The organism is Asticcacaulis sp. AC402 (assembly GCF_000495835.1).
Lineage (GTDB): Bacteria > Pseudomonadota > Alphaproteobacteria > Caulobacterales > Caulobacteraceae > Asticcacaulis.
This window is the reverse complement of record NZ_AWGC01000009.1, coordinates 103,941-122,884: the sequence shown is the minus strand read 5'-3', so window position 1 is coordinate 122,884 and position 18,944 is coordinate 103,941. Positions and strand designations below refer to the sequence as shown.

The following is an 18,944-nucleotide window of genomic DNA, read 5'->3' as shown; positions in this document are numbered from 1 at the left end:
ATCCGATAAAGTGGACGCCACTTTTCGGACAAATTACGCTATAAAACAAAGACTTATACCAACCCACGAAAAGACTGACACATCCTGCCGGATAAGGTGCGGTTGGTATTCGCTTTTTTTTAGCTCAAGCGCCGCATGGCTCCTCGCACAAGCTCGGGCGGGCAGTCGCCCTTGCCAATCCACGATGAGTCAAGGTCATCGTGGATTGGTATTAGAGCCGCATTTTGGCTCCAGCTAACCTCGTCCAGCTCTAATGTTTAACCAGACCCGGCAAAGACGGTCCAGGCTGGCTGCCTGGGAAAATCGTAAACATTGTACCTGAACTGTCAGCTCTAATTCTTTGACCGTGCTTCGTTTTCTTCGCGTATTTGGGCAAGGCGGCCCTTGAGCGATGGTAGATCCAAAGCCGTAATTGGATCTGTCTTGATCTGGTCGCGTTCCCACACCTTGATAAACCCAGGCATAATGACCGACAAAGGATCGACCATCGGCGTTGGCGCCTTATAGGTTCCGGCCAAACCATATTTCAGGCCCAGCAAGCCCAGACCATTCGAACCCAGGTCGCCGAAAATGGCGTTGACACGGTAGGCCGGTATCAAAGTGCCACGAAAATCCATGGTCTTGGCCTCGAAATTGGTTGTGCCGCGCAAGCTGAACCCCATGGCCTCGCCCTCGGCCCAACCGTCATCAATGAACAAGGTATGATCGCGGTAACGTATCGGGAACTCGAAATCCGAGAAGGCTATGCCCTCGCCGGTCAGTGTATCCGCCACCCCCTGCAGGGATGCCACTGTCAACAGTTGCGCCATGACCGGGATCTGCTTGACGCGTATGTCCTCACCTCTCAGCGTTGCGTCAATCTGGCCAGCCATGTAGGCGCCCTCGATTACCGCCTCGCCGCCCCAGACATTCCGCCCACCTGACGCGGTGCGAATAACGCTGCCCAGGTCCTCGGTCACAATACTAAAGAGGCTATAGGCGCCCTGAGATTCCATCGCCAGGGTGACCGGTTTTCCGTCCGCCGTAACCGCCCGGCCTTCGCCGGTCATGCCGCTGCGGCCGTCCCAGGTCAAATCTGCGGCAAGGCCGCTGAAAGCGCCTTCGGACGACATTTTTACCTGATCCAGGTCGACGACAATGTGAACCGGCCGAACGTCGACGGTTCGCGTCACGCCCCGCGCCGGGACCGACCCGGCCATCGGCTTACCGTCCTTGTCGGCCCCCTTCAACCAAGGCCTCAAGTCCAGTTGCCGTCCGGTGATCGAGATCACGTCAGAGGCGTCACTTGCGAAATACTTGTAGCGAACATCTATGAAATCCCTGAGATAAAGATCAGAAAAATCAGCGAATTCCAGCTTCCCTTCAGAATCGAACGACGCCCGGCCGTCTATGCGTATCTGGTCACCGGCGCCAACGATCCGCGACAGATTGACGCCGGCCTGGCCTACGCCCTTGTCGTCCATGGAGATCGAAAACCGTGCCGCCTCGCCCACCGGCTTATCCCAGTCGGTTGCCTTGACGCTCAGCGCAGCGCCCATCGCATCAACATTGACCACAGCTGCCGGATGGCCTTGGGTTTCGTAGAGGCTGAAGACGAAGGTGGCATCTCCGGCAACCTCGAGGGGATCGTGGCTGTAGCCCAGTACACGCAGCACCTCGTCGGTCACGTGCCCCTGGACGCGCAGACCATAAGGATCGTCGATCGCCCGAGCGTCTTGAGAAAACATCTCGAAATCAACTACTTCCCCAAGGAGTCTCACCTCGCCGCGCAGGTGCCCGCCGGTCTGTTGCCACAGAGCAGTGACATCAATTGGCCGGATCGGGGTAAAGAAGGCCACAGGCAGGCCGAGCGTTTCCCAGTCTTCCGGCCGGACCGTCATTCTTAGACGGCGCAATAGCTGATCCTTGCCTTCGACTTCGGACCAGCCCAGGACGGCATTGATATCGTCGAGCTTGACCAAGGCTTCCTTGGACTGGTCATCCAGGGCCACATTGACAGTCAGGTGACGCGATTCGTTGAATACCGGCAGCCCGCCATAGCCAAGCTCGCGGGCCTCATCCGGAGTAATGATGGACTTGTAGACCAGACGCGGGCGCTCGCCTTCGATATAGGCGATGTCGCCGGACAAGGCCTCGGCGTCGACCTCGCCAGCCCAGATATCCCCTGAGCGCAGAAGAGAAATGCGCGTCGGCAGTTCGCGCTTCAGGAGTTCGAACACCGGCAAACCCTGAGCCTCCATCCCGGTGCCCAGGGTTACGCCTTCGATAACGACATGCGACGGGCGCCCGTGCTCGGTTTCCAGTTCATCGCCCTCCCAGGTCACGTTTCCGCGGAAGATGTCAGCGTCGACCGTCCCCTCGCCCTTGCCGCCTGACATGGCGAAATGACCGGTTATGGCGACGGGAACGCGGGGCGAACCACCAAATTGAGCGGCGTTGAAGCTGCCCGTGAAATCGACCGCCGCGCCCGGATCGTCGAAATGGGTGCTATAGGCAATGTCACCGGCATAGGGTCCGACTTTTGCCTGCCCTGAAACCACGATGCGATCGGCCATCAGGTCACCGCTTACGGTCAGGTCGCCGTCGCTCAGATCCCAGCCCAGGGCAGCCTGGGTCAGGGCGGCGTCGGCGATCTTGCCGTCGAAACGCAGGTCGAAATTGTCATCGGTGACACCGAACGTCGGGAAGGCGATATCGATACGGACCGTCGCCTGGCCGCGCATCCGTTCACGCGTCAGACCGGCACCGGCCAGGCTTCCGTCGGCCAGGGGGTCGACCGCTTCGATGATGTCAACAGCGCTGCCTTGCGCCTCCAGCCAGATGGTGGTCTGCGTCGCCTGGTCGTGGAAATCGGGCACCCGCAGCGCGCCCTTGGTCAATACAACATCGACCAGCCGACCGCCGTCGACATTCATCATAAAGCTGTTGCCCCGCAGGGTGCCGTGGCCGCGCAGGCCTGTGGCGTGTGCCATGCGTTCCTCGATCATCAGGCCGAGATCGTCGAAGTCGAAATCGAGACGCAAGTCCTCGTCCTGAAGCTGGTCCCGTTCGAAATGGCCCGGCGGCGCCTTCAGCACAAAGTCGGCATTGGCGTAGTCACCGCCCTGAATCCGCTTGATCAGTTCGCTGCGGGTACCGGGAGACAGGTCTTCCGGCCAGAAGGCGAAGACCTCGTCCTTGGTAAAGTGGCCATCGATCCGGGCCGTCAGGTCGGCGCCAAGACGGCCCTTATCATCCGTATACACCACTCCCTGGCTTTCGAACGGCGCGCCGTTGAGCGAGCCCTTACCGGTTTCGATTTCCAGCCGCCGCTGGCGCGGAATATAGGCGCCCTTGAAATGGGCATCGGTCAAGGTCTGGCGCGAGAAGTCATCAGCAAGACGGCCGGTCAGGCGCGGCCCGGAAAAATCGAAGGTGATGCGCAGGTCACGTTTGTTTTTGAGATCAGCCGGCTCAATGATCACCTTGCCAGACAAGTCAGTGTCGAGCAGGTGCGAACGCAACTGGAATGTCTGGAACAGGGCTGTGCGATCGGACGAGGCATAGCTGGCACGGATGCGGGCGCTGTCGAAGACCTGACGGTTACCGCCGAACTTGACGTGGCCGGCGCCCGCGTCGAGATCTACCCAGGCGCCTTCGAACCCCTTGGCAACGCCGTAATCGATGCGTGCCAGGCCGTTGACCGGTGCATCGATAGACGACAGGTGGCGCGTTATACCGACCGACGGGAAGACACGCGCCGGAACCAGGTGTTTGAGATTAGCAGAAATACTGGCCTGTTTAAGCCCAACAAGGCCGTTGGCCTGGGCCTGGAAGCTGGCGCGGCTGTCGGCGCCACCAATGCTCAGGTCGGCACGCGCTTGCAGTCTGCCCCTGAGTTTGGAAAAATCGATGGCCGTGATCTTCGCCGTCCAGTCCAGCCCGGAGCCTTCCTGGATCAACCGCAAATGACCGTTGCGGACACTAATCTGGCGCGCGAAGCTGATCGGGCGGCCCAGTTTTTCCTGTCCCGTCAGATCGTAAAAAAAGCGGTCCAGTCCGGCCGGTCCCTGACCCGGCTTGCCGCGGGCGTCGAAACCCAGCTCATAGCGTCCATCCTTCGAGACGGAGGCGACCAGGACGACGTCGCTCGCGGTCAGACGGGCCGGCGCCAAATGGGCCAGGATCAGGCTGTCAGCGGCCAGTGCGGTTTCCATGCGGGCGGCGCGGAAGATGGTGCGGTTCGAGGTATCGCGAATGTCGACGTCTTCGAAACGGAAGCCGACGGCACGGGCGTCGCCGAACCAGACCAGGTCCAGGTGCTTGATCGCCGCATGGGTTCCCGGCAAAGCTGTTTCGATACGCGACACAATGACCGGACGGATGCCGTCAACGCGGATTGGCCCCTGCGCCAAACGCCAGGCAAAGACCGTCAACATCACCAGCAGCCAGCCGAAAACGAACAGCCGCGGGCGTTTGTGCAGGATATCGAATATCTTCTTTACCGGCTGGGGCAGCAATGTGGTGTTTCGTCTGGACGCGCGCCGCCAAAGCAGTGCAGTTAAGTTGCAATGACTCTCTATAAGGGATTTTCGTCTTTAGACAGTTAAGCGAGGCAATGTCATGGCGAAATCGTCACAATTGGCAACTTCTTTTGCGCCCTACCCGGCTCCTGATTTCGAACTGCCGTCCTCGGATGGCACACTCGTCCGCATGCAGGACCTCCGTGGGCATTGGGTCGTGTTGTTTCTCTACCCGACCGATGACACGGAAATCTGCACCCGCGAGGCCTGCGAATTTTCCGCAGCCTTGCCCGAATTCGAGATTCGTGGGGTGAAATTGTTCGGACTGTCCAAAGATGGTCTCGCCTCACACGAGAAATTTATCCGAAAGTACGGCCTCAAAATGCCGTTGCTTTCAGATGAAACCACGTCGGTTATCAATGCATTGGGCGCCTGGGGGGAGAAATCACTTTATGGTCGAAAATATCTTGGTACGGATCGTTCTACCTTCATTGTCGATCCCGAAGGTTGCGTGCGCTATGCATGGCGCAAGGTTCGGGTCAAGAACCATGTCACCGAAGTGTTGACCGTCATCACGTCTTTGCAGCCTTGAATTACCCTTATGCTTTCCTTATGTGAGTAACGGGACTGGGCGGCGGCATCGATTTTGAAGGTCGAACAAGACGACATTCAAATTGGGACGGAAAGCAAGAACCGCTATGATCAACCTCCTGTTTTTGATGAGCTTAATGATTTTCCTGACGCATGGCTTGACTGCCAAGCGAGTTAAACCTTGCGCCCTGCGAATCACCAAGGCATAATTAATAAACGGTTTAGGTGGCGGCAGTTATGAGTGAAAACGGCTCTGAAGGCTTAGGCGACTGGATGGAATCCATCCTGCCGGAACGCCATCTCTTTATCCGCACCGGCGGAGAGACCAGGGGCTATGTCCTAAGTCCTGGCAAACAGTTTTTCATGATCTTTGTCGCGTCGGCCCTGGTGACCTGGCTGGCTATCTCAACCGGCATCAGCCTGTTCTTCGCTGCTGCCAACGGCAGTGGCGCCGAAAGCCAGATGTTGATGATGAAGCGCCAGTCGGAACGCTGGATCGCCGACCGCCAGGCCCGTCTTGACATGGCGACCAACCAGGCAACCGCCAACTCGGGCTCGCTGGAAGACCTGGCGACGACCGTCGAAAACCGTCACGCCGGACTGGTCAGCCTGCTCAAGGACTTCAAGGGTGTGCCCGGTGCCGCCGTGGCGCTAAGTCCCGCGCCCGTCGACGATTCTCTGCCGCCTGTGGAGCGCATTTACGCGATCCGTGCCGAGCAGGAACGGATGGTCAGCCAGGCTGAAACCTTCGCCAAGACGCGCGCCGAGCGCCTGCGTCTCGCCTATCGTCTCGCCGGCTTGAACCCGACCTTGTTCGCAGGTGCACAGGGCGGCCCATTGGCCGGTAAAGACGCAAAAACCCTGGCCGCCGTGCTCAATGTTGACGAAGACTTCGCCCGACGCGTTTCCAGAGCGGCAAACGATCTCTCGGATATGCGTGGCCTGCAAACCAATGCTGAACGCCTGCCGTTTGGCCGGCCGACCCTGGGCACTCGGGAAACCTCCGGTTTCGGCGTTCGCTTCGACCCGTTCAACCATGCGCCACGCTTCCACAGTGGTCAGGACTTTTCCGGCGCCTACCTGACGCCGATCTATTCCACCGCCCCGGGAGTTATCTCTTTTGTTGGCGTACGTAACGGCTACGGCAAGTGCGTCGAGATTGACCACGGCAACGGATTCAAGACCCGCTACGCTCACTTGGCTGCCTTTACCGTCAAGACGGGTCAAAAGGTGGCCGTCGACCAACGCGTTGGTTCGATGGGCTCGACAGGACGTTCGACCGGCGTCCACCTTCATTATGAAGTGTGGCTGAACGGTCGCCCGCAAAACCCCGCACGCTTTTTGAAGGCAGGAGATTATGTTCAGCAAAACTAACAAGCCGGCCCCGCCGGCTGCCAAGCCGCAGGCCCCGGCGCCGACCCCCGAGACGCCTCAGGTCAACTTCAACCGCAGCCAGGCAACCCAGCCTCGCGCCGCCGCCAAACTGTCCGGACTTGGCTCCGGTCTGGTCATCGACGGTAACATCACCGGCTCCGGCGACCTGCACCTCGACGGAACCGTCCGCGGCGACGTAAAGTGCGGCCACCTTATCGTCGGGGAGTCCGGCAGCATCGAAGGCAAGGTCGAGGCCGACACCATCGAAGTCCGCGGTCGCATCGTCGGTTCGATCACCGGCAAGCAGATCAAGCTGCAAGCCACGGCCTATGTCGAAGGGGACATTACCCATGAGGCTCTTGCCATAGACGTGGGCGCCTACTTCCAGGGCCGTTGCCTGCAATCGCGCCGCGTCGAGGCGCCTGCGGCCGGCACGACCCCGTTGGTCAGTTCGCCTGCCGCTTCGACCAGCGACTACGGTTCGCCGTCGCTGGGCACCTACGACATCAGCGCCCTGGGTGACCTGAAGTAAAACCTCACCTGACACAATCTGTGAAGGAAGCCGGGAAACCTTTTGAGGTTCCCGGCTTTTTTCGTCTGAGAAGCAGCGCGCCGGCACCTTGTCATCAGTCCAGTCGGCCAGGGGAACGCCGCCGGCCGCAACCTTGCCAGTTTTGCCGTCGACCGTGCCCTTGCCAATCAGAAAATTGATATCGCACGAACCGCCAGGATGATCGGGATCATCGGTGCCCCAGTTCCGGGTCGTCACTCCAGCCACCGCCATGCGGTCCTTGCGCCGGGCCAGGGCCAGGGTCTGCCACCAACGCGACCGGCCGATGGCATCGTTACCGTCGGGCGATTCATGTTCAGAAGTATGCCCGGACCATGCTACCCGTTGCGCTTCATCGCCTGCGAATCCTCCCATGCCCCCCAAGCCCCGCGCCCGTAAAGCCAAGACGCGCCCGCCCCTGACGCTTCAAGCCTTCTGGTTCATCCTGAAGGAAACCGGGCGCGAATGGAACGACGACAAGGTGCCGCGCCTGGGCGCAGCGCTGGCCTTCTATGCCATGCTGTCCATGGGGCCGTTGCTGCTGATCGTGGTCGCCTTCGCCGGCATGGCATTCGGGCGCGAAGCTGTCGAAGGCTATCTTTTCGAAGAGATTCGCAAACAGATCGGCGATGCTGGCGCGGTCGCTGTTCAATCCATCCTGGCCAATACCAGCAACCCCAAGGCCAATATCATTGCCTCCATCATTGGAATCGTAACCCTCGTGGCCTCGGCAACCAGTTTTTTTGCCCAGCTTCAGGATGCGCTCAACGCCATCTGGAACATCGAGGAGCGCGAAAGCGCCCACTGGACCTGGTTTATCCAAAAGCGGCTACTCAGTTTCGTAATGATCGCCGGCGGCGGTGTCATCCTGTTGATCGGCCTTGTCATTTCGGCGGTACTGCCGGCGGTGACGTCAGCTTTCGGGAATCTGATCCCGCTCAGTTTTGCCGTCCATTTCCTGCACACCCTGGTGTCGTTCGTCATCATAACCCTGGTCTTCGCCATGGTGTTCAAGGTCCTTCCGGACGTCCACATCGAATGGCGCGACACCTGGATCGGCGCCGCCATAACCGCCCTGCTCTTTTCCTTTGGCAAGCTTCTGATCGGTACCTACCTGGCCCACAGCGCCTTCACCAGCACCTACGGCGCCGCCGGATCTCTGATCGTCGTACTGGTGTGGATCTATTATTCAACGCAGATTTTCTTCCTGGGCGCCGAGTTCACCCAGGTTTACTCGCGCTACATGGGAGCGCAGATCATCCTTAAGAAAGGCCGCCGCAAGGCCCCCGCCCACATCACGGCGACCGACAACGCCAACGCCGCTGACAATGCCGAGGTCGTCAATATCGCAAAGGCCGAGCCGCAGCCGGCTAAACCAGACCTGTAAAGACTGGAAAAGTCTTGAACCGAGGATAAACACGGATAGACGCGGATTTCCTGTCCCCCTCAAACTTCCGTGCAGCGGGATCTACACAGGTTTGAAACCGCGAATGAACGCCAATAAGCGCGAATGCTCTTAGCCAACTCCGACGGTGACGACAACTGACAGTATGCATGTACGCCTTTGGCGATCCCTTTTCGGGTCTATTGGCGTTCATTCGCGGTTTCAAAAAATCTGCCATCTGTCGCTGCGCGGTCGCGTCCGGTCAAACTGGAAATCCGTGTTCATTCGTGGTCCGAATACGGGTCCGCGAGCCATGGGCCGGGCCCGTCGCTATGATCGATCCATGAAAAGGGAGAAACAGCCCAATATCAGGCGTCGGCGTTGCCGCGGGTCACGCCAACGCGCTGGGCCAGAGAAGCGCCCATGAAGGCGTCGAGATCACCGTCCAGCACGCCCTGGCTGTCGGAAGTTTCGACATTGGTGCGCAGATCCTTGACCATCTGGTAGGGCTGCAGGACATACGACCGGATCTGGTGTCCCCAGCCGATGTCGGTCTTCTGGTCTTCCAGCGCCTGCTGGGCGGCCTCGCGCTTTTGCAGTTCCTGCTCATACAGCCGCGCCCGCAACATCTTCCATGCTTCGTCGCGGTTGGCGTGCTGGGAGCGGCCGGCCTGACAGGCAACCGCAATACCGGTCGGGATATGCGTCAGCCGGACGGCCGAGTCGGTCTTGTTGATGTGCTGACCACCAGCGCCCGAAGCGCGATAGGTGTCGGTGCGGACATCGGCCGGGTTGATATCGATAACGATGGTATCGTCGACCACCGGATAGACCCAGACCGACGCAAACGAGGTGTGGCGGCGGGCGCTGGAATCGAACGGGGAGATACGTACCAGCCGGTGGACACCGGCCTCTGTCTTCAGCCAGCCATAGGCGTTTTCGCCCTTGATCATCAGAGTGGTCGACTTGATACCGGCCTGTTCGCCCGACGTCTCTTCCTCGACCTCGACGGTCATGCCGTGAGCCGTAGCCCAGCGGGTGTACATGCGCATCAGGATGCCGGCCCAGTCGCAGGACTCGGTGCCGCCCGCGCCGGAATTGATTTCGACATAGGCGTCGTTGCCATCGGCTTCACCCGACAACAGGGCTTCCAGTTCGGCGCGGCCGGCATGGGCTTTCAGCCCCTTCAGCATGGCGCGTGACTCTTCAATAAGGCTCTCGTCGCCTTCCATATCGCCCAGTTCTGCGAATTCGATGGCGTCCTTGAGGTCTTTTTCGAGTGTGCGGACGGCCTCGATCGAGGCGCTCAGTTTGGAGCGTTCCCGGTTGATCTTCTGGGCTTCCTCGGGCTTGTCCCACAGGGTCGGGTCTTCGACCCGGGCATTCAGTTCGTCGAGACGACGCAGTGCGACTTCCCAGTCAAAGACGCCTCCTGAGCAGTCCGATGGACTGCTCGATTTCGGACGCGGAGGTCTCGATATCCAAACGCATGGTGCTTCCTAATGTCCTGGCGTAATTCCCGGAGGTGCGGGTTTATCCCTGCCGGGCCGACATGGCAAGCACGAGGTTTAATGAGCCGGAGGAATTGACGCCTCACAGGGAATTTCGATTGTAAATGCGGCCGGGTCTTGCAATTTACAGTCGACCGCGCCTGACGGCCATCCGGAGGACTGTTATGCGTCCAGTCAAGCTCTTTATCATACTCGCCTGCATCGTCGCGCCACTAACCGCAACGGCTCAGAGGGCGCTTTGGGATACCCGGGACGCCGAACTGGCGCACTCGAACGAAACCCTAAATGCCACCTATCAGGCGCTCATTCGTCAATTGTCGCCGGAAGATCAGGCTGCCCTGCGCAAGGCGCAACGCGCATGGATAGCGTTTCGTGACGCCGACTGCGAAGTTGGCTGGGCGGATACCCGCGACTGCCTCATCACGCGTACGGATGAACGTGAGCAGCAGTTGCGAGATTCTTTCTATTGGGGCCCTGGCGGCAAACCCGTTGAGTTTCCAGGCCGGAAGTGACACGCCCCGCCTTTTCAGCGATCAATACAGCTGGCTCGCGTCTTCCAGCGTCTTTTTCTTCGGCGCCGGCGGCTGCTGAATGACAGGTGCTTCCGCCGGAGCCGATTGCAATTCACCGTCGGTCCAGGTGTCGAGATACGGCCGGGGGCCGTCATCGTCCGAGCCGGCCTGATACTTCGGCTCAGTGCCCGGCTTGAACGCCTCTTCGCGGCCGCGAATCGATACAAAGACAGCATCGCGCGGCTTGAGGAAATCCTTCTTTGGTTTGCCCGCATTTGCGTTGCGCATGAAGTCGACCCAGATCGGCAAGGCCGCCGCTGAGCCGGTTTCCTTGTCGCCCAGGGTGCGGTTGTCGTCGAACCCGACGAATACACCCACGACCATATCGGCAGTAAATCCGACAAACCAGGCCGAGCGATAGTCGTTGGTCGTGCCGGTCTTGCCGCCCATGGGAATCCCTAGAGACGCCGCAGACCGCGCTGTCCCGCGTTCAACCACGCCCTGCATGAAGCTGTTAACCTGATAGGCGGTGATCGGGTTCATCACCTGCTGGCCTGCCGGCTGAAGCCGAGGGCTCTCCAAGCCGTTAAATGGCTGGCTGCACGCCGGGCATTCACGGTCCTCGGACTTGTATATAACCTTGCCGTCGCGATCCAGGACCTGGTCGATCAGGTGCGGCCGGATCTTGCGGCCGCCATTGACGAAGATCGAATAGGCGCCGGTCAGATTGAACGGCGTCACCTCGCCGGCGCCCAGAACCATCGACATTTCCGCCGGAACCTTGGGCGAAACACCATATTCGACAATCTTCTGGGTGATCGGCTTGATGCCGACCTTTTGCGCAAGGCGCACGGTCATCAGGTTGCGCGACAATTCGATACCGCGACGAATCGGTTGCGGTCCCATGAAGTCGTGTTCGTAGTTTTGCGGTGTCCACATCTTGCCGTCGCCCCCCATCATGGTGATGGGGCCATCCTCAACGATCGAGGCCGGTGTGAAGTCGCGCTCCAGGGCAACCGCATAGACGAATGGTTTGATCGAGGAGCCAGGCTGGCGGTTGGCCTGGGTGGCCCGGTTAAACTTGGATACCGAGAAGGAATAGCCGCCAACCATAGCCAGGGTGCGACCAGTATAGGGATCCAGAGCGACCAGCGCGCCATTGACATTGGGGACCTGGCGCAGGCGGAACCCGCTGCCCTGGGGGTTAGGCTCGACAAAAATCAGGTCACCCGTCTTCAAGCCCTTGCCGGCAAAAGCCCAGCCTACATCACTGGCCACAAGGCTGCCCTTGGCGCCATCGACCGTTTCTACCGACACGCTGCCCTTGGCCGCAGAGGTGACAATGGCCTGCACCCACTTGGCGCGTTCCGCGGGCGCTTCTTTTTCGGCGGCGATCTTCTGCCAGTTGGAGGCAACGCGCTCATTGCCCCAGCCACCGCGCCAGCCGTGGCGCCGGTCGTAGGTCTCCAGACCATTCATCAGCGCCTGGCGAGCATAGGTTTGCAACTTCGGGTCCAGGGTCGTCTTGATGTAGTAGCCTTCGGTGTAGATAGCCGCAGGGTCGGTAGGGAAAAGTTTTCGAGCCCGCAATTCCACCTCCGACACGAAGTAGTCGGCGTCGTGATAATGGGCGCGCTGGGGCTTGGCCTGAACGATCAGATCTTCTTTCATGGCCGCATCGCCTTCAGCGCGGGTGACGAAGCCGGCCTGAACCATTTCACCGATCACCCAGTTGCGCCGGGCAATCGCGGCGGCCTTGTGGGTAGTCGGACGGTAATTTTCCGGTCCCTTGGGCAGGGCCGCCAGATAGGCGGATTCAGCCAGGGTCAATTGATCGGCTGGCTTGCCGAAGTAGTTAAAGGACGCTGAACCGACGCCGTAGGAACGATAGCCGAGATAGATATCGTTCATATACAGTTCGAGTATCTGCTCCTTGCTGAGCGAGCTTTCCAACCGCCGCGCCAGGATGACTTCCTTGAGCTTGCGGCCCAAAGTGCGCTCATTTCCCAGCAGCAGGTTCTTGGCGACCTGCTGCGTGATGGTCGATCCGCCTTCGAAACGGCGCCCGGTGATGAAATTCAGGACATTCTTAAGCATGGCACGCGACACGCCGCTGACATCGACCCCGCTGTGGCTGAAGAAAGAACGGTCCTCGGCGGCCAGGAAGGCATTGCGCAGGCGCTCGGGGATACGGTCGTAGGGCACGTTGACACGGCGTTCCTGGCCGTATTCGCCAATCAGGGTGCCTTCCCAGGCGAAGACGCGCGCCGAATTGACCGGCCGGAAGTCGGCCAGTTCGGAACCGTCGGGCATGTCATGAAACAGCCATGCGGCATAGATTGTCACCGCGAATCCGGCAATGGCCACGACCGTCATCAGGGCAACGCTTGCCATTTCAAACCAACGCTCAGACGACTTAAGCAAGCAACCTCCGAACCACACCCCCTGCCGCTCGAAGCGCGGGTAACCCAACACGTTTACCAAAGTGGTGCACTAAGGCAAAGGACTTCGATGAAATTTCGTCCGCTCGGCACCATTTAGGGGTAAGCAGAACACAAACGTGAGATAGAGGGGACGAACGTCATGACCAACACCTTGAAAGATAAGGCGATCGGCGCCCTAGTCGGCCTGGCGGCTGGCGACGCCGTCGGTACCACGGTCGAGTTTCGGACGCGCGACAGTTTTGATCCGGTCACCGATATGGTGGGTGGTGGACCTTTTCATCTCTCGCCGGGTCAATGGACCGACGACACGTCCATGGCCCTTTGCCTGGCCGATTCGCTGTTGTTTGCGGACGAATTCGACGCAAGAGACCTGATGGAGCGGTTTTGCCAATGGCATTTGGACGGCCGTAATGCGTCAAACGGCACCTGTTTCGACATCGGCATCGCCACACGAATGGCACTGCAGGACTACCTCGACTCGGGTAATCCTTGGGCTGGCGACCCCGCCATACGCAGTTCGGGTAACGGGTCGCTGATGAGGGTTTCGCCTGTAGCAATCCGTTGGCACGATCAGCCGGACGAAGCGGCAAAACGCGCGCGCGAACAGAGCTGCACGACTCATGCATCACCTCTTTGTCTAGAGGCTTGCGATGTCTTCTCCCGGATGTTGTGCGCCGCCATGCATGGTGCGGACAAGGCTGAGATTGTTTCAAAGATCTCGGGTCTTTCGCACGCGAACTTTGCACGTTTCACCCAACCCGACTGGATCGAAAAGCGACGAGACGAGATTAAGTCTTCCGGTTATGTCGTTGATACTCTGGAAGCGGCACTCTGGGCGTTCTGGCACAGCGAAACCTTTGAGGAGGCTGTGCTGTTGGCCGCGAATTTGGGTGATGATGCCGATACGGTCGCAGCCGTAACCGGCCAGATCGCAGGCGCCTATTGGGGGTACAATGCCATCCCCGCTGGCTGGCGCGCCAAACTGACCTGGGAAGCCGATATATGTCGCCGCGCTGAAGCGCTGTTTGACAAAAAATAAGCCCCAGTCTTGCGACAGGGGCCTCAAGGCTCTGATCAACACTCTACGCTACTGACTAAGGCAACCCGGCAAAGGAAGCGTAGCGCACCTCGTTGGCGAAGTAGACATCGATGGCACGGGCCACCTGCCCCATCATCACCTCGCGGTGGCGCGAATCGTTCAGCATAGCCTCGTCTTCCTTGTTGTTGACGAAGCCCATCTCCAGCAAGACGGCCGGGACATCCGGCGCCAGCAGGACGAAAAGCCCGGCCTGACGCAGATTGGTCTTGAGCAGCGGAGTCGAGGCGCTGATATGGTCCATGACCAGTTGGGCGAACGTCGCGGAACGGTTCTTGGTGGCGCGCTGGGTCAGGTCGATCAGGATGCGACTGACGATCGCGTCCGACTGCGGCATGTCAGGCAGCGACCAGTCACCCTTGATCAGGGCCTTCCTGGCGGCGCGCTCGGTACCGGAATCCGACAGGGTATAGATGGAGGCGCCGCGGGTGTCACCCGAACCACCGGCATCCGAGTGCAGCGAAATGAACAGGTCGGCATTGGCGTTGCGGGCAATGCGTACCCGTGCCGGCAGGTCGACGAAGCTATCGGTCTCCCGTGTCATTATGACGGTGTAGCGGCCGGTCTTTTCCAAAGCAGTCTTCAGCGCCTTTGCTGCCGCCAGGTTGACGTCCTTTTCGTAGGACTGCGCTCCGACCGCTCCAGGATCCTTGCCCCCATGGCCGGCGTCGATGACAATGACCTTCTTGGTACGGGTTGGGTTGGCGGCCAGTTGCGTCTTGCCCGAAACCGGAGCGGCGATTACCGGAACCGGTGCCGGCTTTTCAACCGATGTGTCGGCATTGCCTGGCACGACATCGACGACATAGCGGTAGACACTAATTCCATCCGCCGGGGGCAGCAGGAAGCGGCGATAGACCTTGCCCTTCCCCTTAAAGTTGATTTTCAGGCGGGTGCTGCCGGCGACATTCTCGACCTTCCAGTCGGCGATCAGGCCCAGGCCGGTGCCGGACAAGGCCTTGCTAACCTCGACGTCCGGGAGGGCAATGACCTGCTGGGCGGCTTCGTTCTCACGCGTCACCACCTTGCCGTCGACGGCCTTGTTGAGTTCGATAACGATACGGGTTTGAGAGGCGTCACCGCCGAGCCGGACCTTGACCACGTCGCCCGATGCCGTTACGGGCGCCGCAACGACCGGGGCTGCTATGACCAACGCCGCTGGCGCAAAAGCGCTCACGACGCCTGTTGCCAGCATCCGTGAAAGGTTCAGAACGCTTACTACACGCAAACGATGTACCAAGGTATTATACCGTCGGGACATTCATTACTCCACGCACCACATGTTCTATGTTTTAGCCGTAAGACCTTGAATTTAGTCGTAGGACCTTGTTGGGTGACTATGGCAGGCACGGATGGAAATACGATTAAACTACAGGGTTTCCCCCCATTTAATCTTTGTGGTTTCCAGCCGGTTAAGAAACGGTTGCCGCAACCTGAAGTTTTCGCGACCAACCTTATCGCAACGACACGCCCTGCTGTTGCCCGTCAATAAAAACAGTTGACGTGAAACGCAATTTGCCGACATGTGGCAAATTGGTATCGCTCTCTTGCGAGTACGGCTGTGACGGGTGTCGTGTTTTCGAAGTTTGCCTGGCGGGGATATCGCCTTGATTGCAAACCTCGAAAGCAAAATGACGCCGGTTTATAAAACTTGCCCGCGTCCATCGTTTCTGAAATTCGCCCGCCCCAGATTTAGGGGGCGAGCGCATTTGATAAACGGGACACCGGTGGAAGCCGTTCCGCGCCTGCGAACCTTGTGACAATCGGTCCGCGGTCTTATCTCCCTGCCAGACGCCTGGCGGAAGTTCTCGCCCGGAACAGATGTCACGTCCATAAATGAACCGGCGCGGTCTATATCGCACCACAGAGTAGTCCGGCGCGCCCTATCGCGCGCCATAGAGTAGAAAAGAATCCATGGGCTGCGCCTTGAGCCTCCACAACGGAACTTTTGTCACTGCCGGCGTTTTCGCCGCGGTGGCCGCGCGCCCTCACCTGAACCTTAAGCGCCACGCCTTTGTCCGTCCGGCTCCGCCGGGACGTGCGTTCGAGCGCTCCGGAGATACTGTTAATGTCAAAGACTATGTTAATCGACGCGACCCACACGGAAGAGACCCGTGTCGTCGTGCTGAACGGCTCGCGAGTTGAAGAATTTGATTTCGAAAGCCACGCCAGGAAGCAGCTTCGCGGCAATATCTATCTTGCCAAGGTCACACGGGTAGAGCCGTCGTTGCAGGCGGCCTTCGTGGAATATGGCGGTAACCGTCACGGCTTCCTGGCTTTCAACGAAATCCATCCCGACTACTATCAGATCCCGATCGCCGATCGTGAAAAGCTGATGGCGGAACTGGCGGCCCAGGCCCAAAACGCCAAGGACAGCGGCCGCGACAGCGCCCGTGACAACGGCCTTGGCGACGATGACGACGACGATCATCATGAGGACGATGGCGACGATCTGCCCGATGAAGAGCGCCGCCTGCGTCAGCACCTGATCCGCCGCTACAAGATTCAGGAGGTCATCAAGCGCCGCCAGATCCTGCTGGTTCAGGTCGTCAAGGAAGAGCGCGGCAACAAAGGCGCGGCCCTGACCACCTACCTGTCGCTGGCTGGCCGGTACTGCGTGCTGATGCCGAACACGGCGCGCGGAGGCGGCATTTCGCGCAAGATCACCAATGCCCCCGACCGCAAGCGCCTGAAGGCGGTAGCCCAGTCACTGGACGTGCCGCACGGTATGGGTCTGATCGTCCGCACTGCCGGCGCCAAGCGCACCAAGCAGGAGATCAAGCGCGATTACGACTATCTGCTTCGGGTGTGGGAGACCATCCGCGAGACGACGCTCAAATCGAATGCGCCGGCGCTGATCTATGAAGAAGAGGACCTGGTCAAACGTGCCATCCGCGACATGTTCGACAAGGATTTCGATGGCGTGCTGGTCGAGGGCGACGATGGCTACAAGTCCGCCAAGGACTTCATGCGTATGATCATGCCGTCGCAGGCCAAAAAGATCCAACTCTACAAGGCCAATGCTCCCCTCTTTGCCCGTTACGGCGTCGAGGACCTGATCTCGAAAATCTACTCTCCGGTCGTGCCGCTGAAGTCCGGCGGCTATCTGGTCATCAACCAGACCGAGGCCCTGGTCGCCATCGACGTCAACTCCGGAAAGTCGACTAAGGAACGCAATATCGAGGCGACCGCTCTCAAGACCAACATGGAAGCCGCGGAAGAAGCTGCGCGTCAGATGCGGCTGCGTGACCTGGCCGGCCTGGTGGTCATCGACTTCATTGACATGGACGAGTCGAAAAACAACCGTTCGGTCGAAAAGAAGCTGAAGGACGCCCTGGCCGAGGACCGCGCCCGCATCCAGATGGGCAAGATTTCCGGCTTCGGCCTTATGGAAATCAGCCGTCAGCGCCGCCGCACCGGCTTCCTGGAAGGCACGACCGTCACCTGCCCGCACTGCGAGGGCATGGGACGCATCCGCTCGATCGACTCGGCCGCCCTTTCGGCCATGCGGCGCATCGATATGGAAGCCATGCAAAACGGGGCCGGCGCCATTACCGTTAAGCTGCCGACCGCCGTTGCCCTCTATATCCTGAACGAAAAGCAGATCCACCTCGCCAAGTTGCGGTTGGAATGGGGCCTGAAGGTCAATATCGAAATTGACAACGACCTGGGCCATACCGACCTGCAGATTGTACGCACCGTCCTGGCCACTGAGGTCGACTTCGTTGCGCCCATTCGCCCGGAACCGATTGCCTTCGATCCGACGCCGGAAGAAATCGCCGAAGACGAGGCGCTTGGCGATGACGAGGACGACGTGGTCGCCACCGATGAGGACGGCGAAGACGGCGCCGAAAGTGCCGAACCACGCGGCGATCGTGAAAGCGGCGAAAGCCGCGATGCCCGAGGTAACAAGCGCCGCCGCCGCCGCCGTGGTGGCCGTGACCGCTTTGAAAGCGATGACCGCGCCTCAGGCCTGGCCGCGGGTGAAGGTCGCGTGGACGCTGGGGCTGATGCCGGTGAAGACGCAGAGGGCGACGAAGGCGACGACGAGGATGAAGGAGACGGATCAGATCCGCGTCACGGCCGCAACCGCCGCCGCCGTGGTCGCCGTGGCGGCCGACGCGCCGGTTTCGATAACCGTCCGCGCGAAACCTACAGCTGGGTCCGTGCCCGCACGCCGTCACTGGAAGCGCCTTATGTCTGGATCGATCCGTTCGAGGAACAGGCGAAACGCTTCGAACAGACCGAACGCACTCGCGACATTGCGGCGACAAACATCGCCGTATCGCCGGTAATCTCTGTTGCTGCGGCCGTCATTCAGGTGCTTGGCGCCGAGGTGACGTCCCCGACCTCGCTGGTGCCCGAAGAACTGCGCGACCAGCCGGCGCCCAAGCGTCCGCGCCCAACGCGCCGCCGCAAGACGGGCGTCGAAGCCGCTGATCCCGTGCCCCCCGACCATTCGGAACCATTGATCACCGCGCCCATGCCGACCTCGACCGACGTCGATTCCGGTGTTGCGCCTGACCTGGAGCCGGAAGCGGCGCCGGCCGTGACTATGGTCGAACCGGAAGCACCGGTAAAAAAGCCCCGTTCACGCAAGAAGGCCGCTCCGGTGGTCGAAGCCCAGGAGACGGCGGTAGAAGCCCTGCCCCCGGTATTGGCTGAGCCTGTGTTGGAACCGGTCCTGGAAGCCGAACCTGTCAAGGTTCTTGAACCTGTCGCCGCCGAACCGGATCCGAACGAAATCACGGCCCCGCCTGAAAAGCCCAAGCGTGGCTGGTGGCGAAAGTAAGGTTCTGAACCAGGGATGGACACAGATAAACATGGATATCCGTTTCCATCCCGAACTTCCCGCGAAGCAGAATCAAGGCAAGTTTGAGACCGCGAATGATGGCGAATAGACGCGAATATTCTTAACTCTTCTGTCAAGAACAGCCCGGTCCGAGGTTTCAAGCGCCGGCACTTTTTCATGCGTGTTCA

Annotated in this window: 11 protein-coding genes; 7 read left to right on the top strand and 4 right to left on the bottom strand. The window is 59.8% G+C overall.

Annotated elements, in window-relative coordinates; translation table 11 throughout:
• Positions 1 to 332 precede the first annotated feature (332 nt).
• The gene (locus ABAC402_RS25615) at positions 333 to 4,499 is read right to left on the bottom strand and encodes an AsmA-like C-terminal region-containing protein (RefSeq protein ID WP_023448543.1); all 4,167 of its coding nucleotides are present in this window, start codon (positions 4,497 to 4,499) and stop codon (positions 333 to 335) included.
• Between the two features lie 103 nt (positions 4,500 to 4,602).
• On the opposite strand from ABAC402_RS25615, the gene ABAC402_RS25610 reads away from it, so the two are divergent.
• From ABAC402_RS25610 to ABAC402_RS0119880, 4 genes are all read left to right on the top strand, one after another.
• Entirely contained in the window at positions 4,603 to 5,094 is a 492-nt protein-coding gene (locus ABAC402_RS25610; RefSeq protein WP_023448542.1) for a peroxiredoxin, read from the top strand.
• 236 nt (positions 5,095 to 5,330) lie between these two features.
• Complete coding sequence (locus ABAC402_RS25605; protein WP_031235260.1) at positions 5,331 to 6,467, top strand: M23 family metallopeptidase; 1,137 nt, start codon at positions 5,331 to 5,333, stop codon at positions 6,465 to 6,467.
• Entirely contained in the window at positions 6,451 to 6,999 is a 549-nt protein-coding gene (locus ABAC402_RS25600) for a polymer-forming cytoskeletal protein (protein ID WP_023448540.1), read from the top strand. The genes ABAC402_RS25605 and ABAC402_RS25600 overlap by 17 nt, the downstream gene beginning before the upstream one ends.
• Before the next feature lie 391 nt (positions 7,000 to 7,390).
• The gene (locus tag ABAC402_RS0119880; protein ID WP_023448539.1) at positions 7,391 to 8,404 is read left to right on the top strand and encodes a YihY/virulence factor BrkB family protein; all 1,014 of its coding nucleotides are present in this window, start codon (positions 7,391 to 7,393) and stop codon (positions 8,402 to 8,404) included.
• A 365-nt stretch (positions 8,405 to 8,769) separates the two neighbouring features.
• Here ABAC402_RS0119880 and prfB read toward each other — a convergent pair.
• A protein-coding gene (gene prfB / locus ABAC402_RS0119875; protein WP_155847321.1) for a peptide chain release factor 2 occupies positions 8,770 to 9,892 on the bottom strand; the annotation gives its coding sequence in 2 pieces (ribosomal slippage) (positions 8,770 to 9,822 and positions 9,824 to 9,892; 1,122 coding nt in all).
• 184 nt (positions 9,893 to 10,076) lie between these two features.
• On the opposite strand from prfB, the gene ABAC402_RS39145 reads away from it, so the two are divergent.
• Positions 10,077 to 10,424: a lysozyme inhibitor LprI family protein gene (locus ABAC402_RS39145; protein WP_023448537.1), complete on the top strand. Its 348-nt coding sequence runs from the start codon at positions 10,077 to 10,079 to the stop codon at positions 10,422 to 10,424.
• 21 nt (positions 10,425 to 10,445) lie between these two features.
• Here the strand turns inward: ABAC402_RS39145 and ABAC402_RS25595 are convergent, their stop codons facing one another.
• Positions 10,446 to 12,848, bottom strand: coding sequence for a penicillin-binding protein 1A (locus tag ABAC402_RS25595; RefSeq protein WP_369751343.1), 2,403 nt, complete (start codon positions 12,846 to 12,848; stop codon positions 10,446 to 10,448).
• Positions 12,849 to 13,007: 159 nt separating this feature from the next.
• Here ABAC402_RS25595 and ABAC402_RS25590 point away from each other — a divergent pair, with 159 nt between their 5' ends.
• On the top strand, positions 13,008 to 13,907 hold the full coding sequence (locus ABAC402_RS25590) for an ADP-ribosylglycohydrolase family protein (RefSeq protein ID WP_023448535.1): 900 nt from the start codon (positions 13,008 to 13,010) through the stop codon (positions 13,905 to 13,907).
• Positions 13,908 to 13,962: 55 nt separating this feature from the next.
• Here the strand turns inward: ABAC402_RS25590 and ABAC402_RS25585 are convergent, their stop codons facing one another.
• Positions 13,963 to 15,225 (bottom strand): N-acetylmuramoyl-L-alanine amidase, encoded by a 1,263-nt coding sequence (locus ABAC402_RS25585; protein WP_235079915.1) that lies wholly within the window; start codon positions 15,223 to 15,225, stop codon positions 13,963 to 13,965.
• Positions 15,226 to 16,032: 807 nt separating this feature from the next.
• On the opposite strand from ABAC402_RS25585, the gene ABAC402_RS25580 reads away from it, so the two are divergent.
• Complete coding sequence (locus tag ABAC402_RS25580) at positions 16,033 to 18,756, top strand: ribonuclease E/G (RefSeq protein ID WP_031235255.1); 2,724 nt, start codon at positions 16,033 to 16,035, stop codon at positions 18,754 to 18,756.
• The last annotated feature ends 188 nt before the right edge of the window (positions 18,757 to 18,944 follow it).

Coding starts and splice junctions, on each gene's coding strand:
- ABAC402_RS25585 (WP_235079915.1), bottom strand. CDS start 15,225: ATGTCCCGACGGTATAATACCTTGGTACATCGTTTGCGTGTAGTAAGC.
- ABAC402_RS25600 (WP_023448540.1), top strand. CDS start 6,451: ATGTTCAGCAAAACTAACAAGCCGGCCCCGCCGGCTGCCAAGCCGCAG.
- ABAC402_RS25610 (WP_023448542.1), top strand. CDS start 4,603: ATGGCGAAATCGTCACAATTGGCAACTTCTTTTGCGCCCTACCCGGCT.
- ABAC402_RS25590 (WP_023448535.1), top strand. CDS start 13,008: ATGACCAACACCTTGAAAGATAAGGCGATCGGCGCCCTAGTCGGCCTG.
- ABAC402_RS25605 (WP_031235260.1), top strand. CDS start 5,331: ATGAGTGAAAACGGCTCTGAAGGCTTAGGCGACTGGATGGAATCCATC.
- ABAC402_RS39145 (WP_023448537.1), top strand. CDS start 10,077: ATGCGTCCAGTCAAGCTCTTTATCATACTCGCCTGCATCGTCGCGCCA.
- ABAC402_RS0119880 (WP_023448539.1), top strand. CDS start 7,391: ATGCCCCCCAAGCCCCGCGCCCGTAAAGCCAAGACGCGCCCGCCCCTG.
- ABAC402_RS25580 (WP_031235255.1), top strand. CDS start 16,033: ATGTCAAAGACTATGTTAATCGACGCGACCCACACGGAAGAGACCCGT.